Source organism: Mesorhizobium helmanticense (assembly GCF_003034915.1).
Taxonomy (GTDB): Bacteria; Pseudomonadota; Alphaproteobacteria; order Rhizobiales; family Rhizobiaceae; genus Mesorhizobium; species Mesorhizobium helmanticense.
Map to the genome: position 1 here is coordinate 20,781 of NZ_PZJX01000060.1, position 6,340 is coordinate 27,120.

7 protein-coding genes are annotated in these 6,340 nt (G+C 58.5%); 1 reads left to right on the plus strand and 6 read right to left on the minus strand.

The genetic code is table 11. The features are described 5' to 3' along the window. Positions 1-407: 407 nt before the first annotated feature. From C9427_RS30485 to C9427_RS30495, 3 genes are all read right to left on the minus strand, one after another. Positions 408-1,220 carry an AfsR/SARP family transcriptional regulator gene (locus C9427_RS30485; protein ID WP_208636442.1) on the minus strand — a complete coding sequence of 271 codons (813 nt, stop codon included), beginning with the start codon at positions 1,218-1,220 and terminating at the stop codon, positions 408-410. Between the two features lie 106 nt (positions 1,221-1,326). Next, a complete protein-coding gene (locus C9427_RS30490; RefSeq protein ID WP_107652741.1) occupies positions 1,327-2,013 on the minus strand; it encodes an acyl-homoserine-lactone synthase in 687 nt (228 codons plus the stop codon). An 83-nt stretch (positions 2,014-2,096) separates the two neighbouring features. Further along, positions 2,097-2,816 carry a helix-turn-helix transcriptional regulator gene (locus C9427_RS30495; RefSeq protein WP_107652735.1) on the minus strand — a complete coding sequence of 240 codons (720 nt, stop codon included), beginning with the start codon at positions 2,814-2,816 and terminating at the stop codon, positions 2,097-2,099. Positions 2,817-2,993: 177 nt separating this feature from the next. On the opposite strand from C9427_RS30495, the gene tnpA reads away from it, so the two are divergent. Then, entirely contained in the window at positions 2,994-3,476 is a 483-nt protein-coding gene (gene tnpA, locus C9427_RS30500) for an IS66-like element accessory protein TnpA (protein WP_107652736.1), read from the plus strand. Positions 3,477-3,671: 195 nt separating this feature from the next. On the opposite strand, the gene C9427_RS30505 is transcribed toward tnpA, so the two are convergent. The 3 genes from C9427_RS30505 to C9427_RS30520 all read right to left on the minus strand — a co-directional run bounded on the left by C9427_RS30505 (position 3,672) and on the right by C9427_RS30520 (position 5,749). Continuing rightward, on the minus strand, positions 3,672-4,040 hold the full coding sequence (locus tag C9427_RS30505) for a tyrosine-type recombinase/integrase (protein ID WP_245437224.1): 369 nt from the start codon (positions 4,038-4,040) through the stop codon (positions 3,672-3,674). Positions 4,041-4,649: 609 nt separating this feature from the next. Beyond that, positions 4,650-4,859, minus strand: coding sequence for a cold-shock protein (locus C9427_RS30515; RefSeq protein ID WP_107652739.1), 210 nt, complete (start codon positions 4,857-4,859; stop codon positions 4,650-4,652). A gap of 260 nt (positions 4,860-5,119) precedes the next feature. Further along, a complete protein-coding gene (locus tag C9427_RS30520) occupies positions 5,120-5,749 on the minus strand; it encodes a hypothetical protein (protein ID WP_107652740.1) in 630 nt (209 codons plus the stop codon). Between the last annotated feature and the right edge of the window lie 591 nt (positions 5,750-6,340).

Consider the following 6,340-nt stretch of genomic DNA (forward strand, 5'->3'; position numbering starts at 1 on the left):
CTTTTGGACGCCGATCACCCCTGAAACGGGGTCCTTATTCCACGCCGAAACACATTCAAACACTGCAATTCGGCACCTTTTCACACTGAAGACCTCTCGCTCACGTGAATTGATTGCGTTCGGCAACGAATCCAGTTGGGTCAAATCGGATTGAACGGTCCAAGTGATACTTTATCCAGGATACGCTCACTCGCAGCTTGAGATGCAGGATGGCCGATTTCGACGGCTGCCAAAAAATTTGCTCACTGTTTACGCGACTACCGTGATGCGGCCGAGTGTGGCAGTGCTACCCGCTGAGCTCTTCTGTGACGGGCCTTCCGTCACTGACCCGACTCGTCGCCGCTCAGTCGTCGCGTCCGGATGGCATTTGTATGGGACCCTCAAGAAAGGATGAACGCAGCGGGGAACTACGCCCCGCCATTATCCTCGCTGGAGAACACTATCTGGCGAATTTCGTCAAAATCAGTCGGACTCTGGCAGCATCTAACCTGTTGTCCCACTCTGGCCGTATTGGGCATTGGATCAACCCCAATTTCGGCCCGGAGGGCGCTTTTCCATTTCTCATAAAACCTTAATGCGCCGGCTCGCTGTTCATTCAAAAACAACAAAGCGATGAGACGGCGAATAAACAGTTCGTGGAACGGGTCAAAAGACAATACTTTATGGCAGATGGATATGGCATCCGGGTACGCCCCAGCCGATGCATAGCGTTCCAAGGCAATGGTGGACAAGTTCACAAAACAGGTATGAATTCTCTCTCGCTCGGCGGCAAACTGGTCGAAATCTTCCGCCTCGAGAAATTGCCCGTCATACAGATCGATTGCGGATCTGATGGACTTCATGCACGGCATTTGGGATGTTTCGATCTGGTCGCTGGCTAACGTTGCGGTCCCTGCGAGCACACAAGAGTCGACCTTGAGCCATGACTGCGGTTCGAGGACAATATCGGAACCAATAGACCGAAGGTTCTGTCCCCGCTCGCTCGATGGGTCCTGACACAGGATTTGTCTAAGCCGCCAAAGGGCTGAGTTGAGAGCGGCCCGCGACCGCTCGGGATCGAGTTCTGGCCAGCAAAGATCTGCTATTCGTTCTCGGCGATAAAGACGCCCTGGGAAGGCAAAAAGCAATGCCGCCATCTTCCGGCCACTTCGCCCGAGATCGGAGTGAATACGGCGACCGTCAACCGAGATCCCAAATTCACCGAGTAGATTAACGCTCATCATAGCACGATCGATCTTTGCTCTCGCATTGTCCCTTTCATGCCTCACAGCGAGAAGGAGGCGAGGCGAAGGACGCGAATTCTCAGCGCTGCGCCTACACCGCGCTTCACGCCATGATTGCTTCGATCCTGGGATGTCGCTCTCCCGCTCCACCCAGAACGCCGCCCCGTACAAATGGTCTTTTCAAGCCCCGCCTTACGAGAAGCGAACTATCTATACGAAGGAGGCGGCGAACGCTTTTAAGGGCATCTTCATCGACTTGAATATAAGCCACTATGCAGTTTTCGCCGCCGATATCGCGTGCTCGGCCGAGCGGCATAACTTGCCATTTGAGAACTCGGTGGTGCGACATGAAGGGGGTCTCCTGGATTCCTCCGACTGCCGAAATCCCCTCTTCGAGTGCAAATTCCATCACAGCGCAACACAACTCGGTGAGAGTTCCGCGACGGGATGCGCTGCGCTTGGAGGGCACAACGTAGGTTCGAGTCCACTCCGCCCAATCCGGCCGGCAGGGCACTCCAGCGCGCTCGCACATGTGCGGGAACATCTCGGAAACCAAATGGGGTTGACTGGTGGGTATCAGCCGGGCTGACGTCACCACGTCGCCATCCTCCATCCCAAGAATGTAGGTTGCCGCGTCCGTGTCAAACTCATCGACCTCCCGGCCATCGGGGCTTTCTGGGCGCCAGCTTTTTTGCCTGACGAAGATATCGTGTCGCCGGCGCAGGAACTGCTCGAATTCGTGCTCGTAGAGATGCTGGTTGTCGCTCGTGACAACGTGCGCTTGAATCACCACCGTTCTCCTCGCTTGTTCGCAACAGAACGTTACGAATCGAACGCCGGTCGTCACCTGCAAGAAGTACGGGATTGACAGGTTCAAGGCTGTATGATTCCGCGTCGTACAGCTTCGACAATCGCTTGAATGGTCTTGGCGACTCCGAATTTTTTTCGCGCCGATTGGAGATACCACTCGACAGTTCTTTCCGCCAAGCCAAGGATCTCCGATGTTTCCCAAGCCGTTTTGCCGAGCGCTGCCCAATGCAGCATCTCTTTTTCACGCCGAGTGAGTATTGGGGTGCGAGGTGCGCTTTCATCCATTGCAAGTAACGATTGCCCAGCATACATGGCCATGGTGACAAGCCGCTTTTTCTCACGAGCTGAGATATCGCACCTGTCGGCCGGTGATGCGAAAGACATTATGGACCGCCCATGATTTAGGCTGAGCATAGGGATCGCGAACCCGCTGCGGATGCCAAAGTCTTTCGCCTCCGCTTGCACCGCCCGCGATCCTTTTGTCGAGGAAAGCGCTTCTGGGATCTCCGTCCAGAAAAAGGGTTTCAGCGTGCGAGCAGCGAAGATGCAGACTCCATCGACAACGGCATAATCGGCGCCCACGTACCGATTAAACCAGCCCTCTGGCCAACCGTTCAGTTCCACCATCGAGGTCAATTTTCGACCGTCGACGGGTATGCCACTGAAAATGAGATAGTCGAACCCAAGCTCCTTCACCGAGGAAAGCAGATCGTCCAGCAGACTTTTCGGCCGCCGATGAAATTCGCAGCGCTCTATGAAGTCGAAAGCATCGATGTCTCTCATCAGTGACCCATGCCCTACTAGAATCTGACCACTAGGGTCTCTTATGTCATCTACTCACCGGGTTGCCAACATCCACATCTGGGCTGGGCAATCGGCAGTAACTGGTGCGGGCGCCCCATCTTTTTTCCGCGCGCCCAAAACCGGATGATCACCGTCGATTTTTGACGGAGTTCGGCGATGACGACGCCTGATGATAATCATCAGCATGGTGCGCAACGGGATTGGCGTGGTGACACGCACAATCATCAGCATGGTACGCAAGGCGATCGGAGGGAGCGCGGCGAGGCTGGGGGGATCCGCCGGATCGAGTTGATCACCGGCCGGGAGCGGCGGCGCCGCTGGTCGCGCGAGGAAAAGGCCAGGATCACGGCCCTGAGCTTCGAGCCCGGCGCCAACGTGTCGGAGGTGGCGCGGCGCAACGGGGTCAGCATCGGGCTCCTGCACACCTGGCGTCGTTGCGCGCGGCAGCGAGCGAGCGCCGGCGATGACGCATTCCGGTTCGTGCCGGTCGTGACCACGACGGCCAGCGAACGGCCTGGAGGGGTAAGCCGCGCAGGCGATATCGAGCTTGAGCTTCACGGTACCCGGATCCGGCTGAACGGCCAGGTGGACCAGGCGAACCTGATGGCGGTCCTGTCAGCTGTGCGGGCGACGGCGTGATCGCACTGCGCTCGGACCTGAGGGTCGTGGTCGCCTCCCGTCCTGTTGATTTCCGCAAGGGCATAACAGGCCTGGTCGCTCAGGCGCTTTCTGCCGATCCCTATTTATGCATCGGGTGAGATTTTGTGGCGGAGCCGTCCTGGCGCCAGCAAGGGTCTGCCAAATCTGGCATCCTCCGCCACATAATGTTTTAGCTTAGATGCTGTTCAGCAGTTGCAGAACGGCATCAGTGGGCCGGAAGCGCGCCCCGTAATTGCCCTCGATGCCCGCCTTTTCGAGTCCGTTGCGCATCATCTCGACATCCGCGGCGGCATAGCGGTGGGTTGTGGCGACCTGTGCGTGCCCGAGCCAGGCTTGAATCGTCAAAAGATCCACGCCGGACTGGAGAAGCTTCATGGCGAGGGAGTGCCGGAAGATGTGTGGCGATATGGGCTTTTCGGCCAAGTCCGGCCTAATGGCCACTGCCTTGGCCGCCGCTCGTCGTACGATGTGGGTCGCCCCGCCGAGCGCACCGCTACGCAGGCGCTTGAGTACCCCACGATACGAAAAATAGAACTCGAGCATATTGCCCCTCCAGCATTGCGGCGCAGGGGGATCCCGCGTCCGTCAGAGAGGCATGAAATATTATGTGGCGGAGGATTCCAGATTTGGCAGACCCCGGCTGGCGCCAGGACGGCTCCGCCACAAAATCTCACCCGATGCATAAGTGCGGTTAGGTGGCGCGCCACCTAACCGTTCTGCGGAACAGTCTTTTGAAAAGCGTAACGGTCTGCGCCGTCCGTACCGTGCATCAGCCTTTGCCATGTGGGGGAAGGATGTCGTCAACGTTGATCGTGTACTGTAAACGTCACAGCGATACGACAGAACGCAGAGTCTGGATAACGGCGTTCCGTCGAGCAACGGGCATCGAAGATTCCGGGGTGTCAAGCATCCCTGCGCTCGTCCGTTCCTTGGTGATTATTCGCAAAGGCGCACGACTTGCAGGGCACAGCTGCGCGTACCGGTCAGGTTGTCGGTAACGCTTGCAGATCGCTGCGGCGCTACCGGCCTTGGCCTAGCTGCGAAAACGGGATCGCAGCCCGGGGTTGGTGCCGGCCTGGATACTCAGCCACCTATCGGCGCGGAGAGGTGATTTGCAAAGGCCGGCTCAAAAATGGGCGGCCTTTGAGCGACTTAAATCGCCTGGAGATTGCCAGCAGACGATTTTCCGGTGCGCCGGTCCTGCTCGACCTCATAGCTGACCTTTTGGCCATCGGCGAGGCTCCTCAATCCGGCACGTTCAACGGCAGATATATGAACGAAAACGTCCGCTCCGCCGGCGTCCGGTTGAATGAACCCAAAGCCTTTTGTTGCATTAAACCACTTCACCGTACCTGTAGCCACGCGTCTATTCCTTATCTTGGCAAGGCGGGCAATCCGCGCCCGCGCGAAGGCAATCTAGTCATCGCCCTGAACACGTCAATTGCGGTTGTCTTCCTCAACCTTTTGCCTGTGCCTTCCGCATCTCGGCCGAGGCATGACCGAGATGCTTCTGGAGTAGCGCTCTTCGGCCGACCAGGCGAGGCGTGACCTTAGCGAATGGCCGGCGAACTGCCTTCCCGTTCGCCCTCGGCCTGGTCACGCGGTGCCTCTTATCGCAATTGTCACATTTGATGTGCGCGCGCGACTTCGAGGAGTGCACCCGCGATCTCGTCATTGGTCCATCCGGCCGCCGCGGCGCTCTCAACCAATTCCCGGACAGCCGGTTCCAGCGCGCGTTGGCAATGAAGCCCGCGATCCGGATGATCAGACGCGCAGCCTGGTTCCGCGATCGCGATCTTCGATCGCTTCATCGCAGGCCAGGGGCTTTCGCCCGTCTCCTTCAGCCACACGAGGCGTATGAGCTCGCACGTCAGCGGAGCGCGCTTGGGATATCGCTTGATGTGGTCAACGAGCCGTTCCAGTGATCCCGCGCGTTGCAGCTCCTTGAAAAAGTGGTGTGGCGCGACGCTCCCGAGCCGGTGTGTCTCGGCCAGGCTCCACACATACCGATAGGCTGCCATGAAATCGGATCGTGGCGGAGCCTCGGACGGTTCGGCCTTGGTCAAAATACCCCCGCCCACGAGCCGGTCGGCCTTTTCGATGATCTGGCGCGTCCTGGTTTTCGAAAGACGATGTTCCTGTGCCAGCTCGGCAATGGTCTTGCCATTCAGAAAGCCGTCCACCAGGGCGACATTTCGGTTGACATTCGGACTGAATCCCCAGCAGGCCCGCAGCCGGTCCACTATCGTCATCGCATCACTTCCCTCGACGATCCCGCTTTGTACGGGTTTCGATTCAACATAACCGCGACCTGTTTTTTGCTGACAGCAAGATCGCCGGGCGAAACGCCCTGATTTGCCTGGGAAAGTCTTGCCCAAAACAGCTTTTACCGCAACACCCCGGCCTCGAACCTGACGGCTCACCCTGTACGAATTGCCGGGCTGCGCGGACTGCTTCCCAGCCGCCTGCCGATTGACGCGCCGATGCGCCGTGATGGTGCCGCTTGCGAGCGGGCGGCGGCAAGGGAGGCTGCGCCGCGGCCGGGCAATCCCCATTGACCCTGCGGAATTCCTCAGTTGCCAGCCGCGCCCTTGCCCCTCCCCTTCGCTCTTCGCGGCGGTTGGGTCTGGTCCCGCGGGATACGCGGGAAGGAAATCGAACAGGAAAGGCCGGAACCTGATGGGTGCCGGGAGTGGAATGGAAAAGAGCGACGTCGAGGAACTCAGAAGCGGCGTGCGGTGTGCCGCGGTGCTGGAGCGGGCGGGCTTCGCGGTCGATCGCAAGGAGAGCACCAAACGCGCCGTGAAATTCCGGTGTCGCTTGGCAAATAAACGTAAGAATCC

Excerpts from the sequence above, each read along its gene's own strand:
- C9427_RS30485 (WP_208636442.1), bottom strand. The coding sequence starts at position 1,220 with ATGAGCGTTAATCTACTCGGTGAATTTGGGATCTCGGTTGACGGTCGC.
- C9427_RS30495 (WP_107652735.1), bottom strand. The coding sequence starts at position 2,816 with ATGAGAGACATCGATGCTTTCGACTTCATAGAGCGCTGCGAATTTCAT.
- tnpA (WP_107652736.1), top strand. The coding sequence starts at position 2,994 with ATGACGACGCCTGATGATAATCATCAGCATGGTGCGCAACGGGATTGG.
- C9427_RS30505 (WP_245437224.1), bottom strand. The coding sequence starts at position 4,040 with ATGCTCGAGTTCTATTTTTCGTATCGTGGGGTACTCAAGCGCCTGCGT.
- C9427_RS30520 (WP_107652740.1), bottom strand. The coding sequence starts at position 5,749 with ATGACGATAGTGGACCGGCTGCGGGCCTGCTGGGGATTCAGTCCGAAT.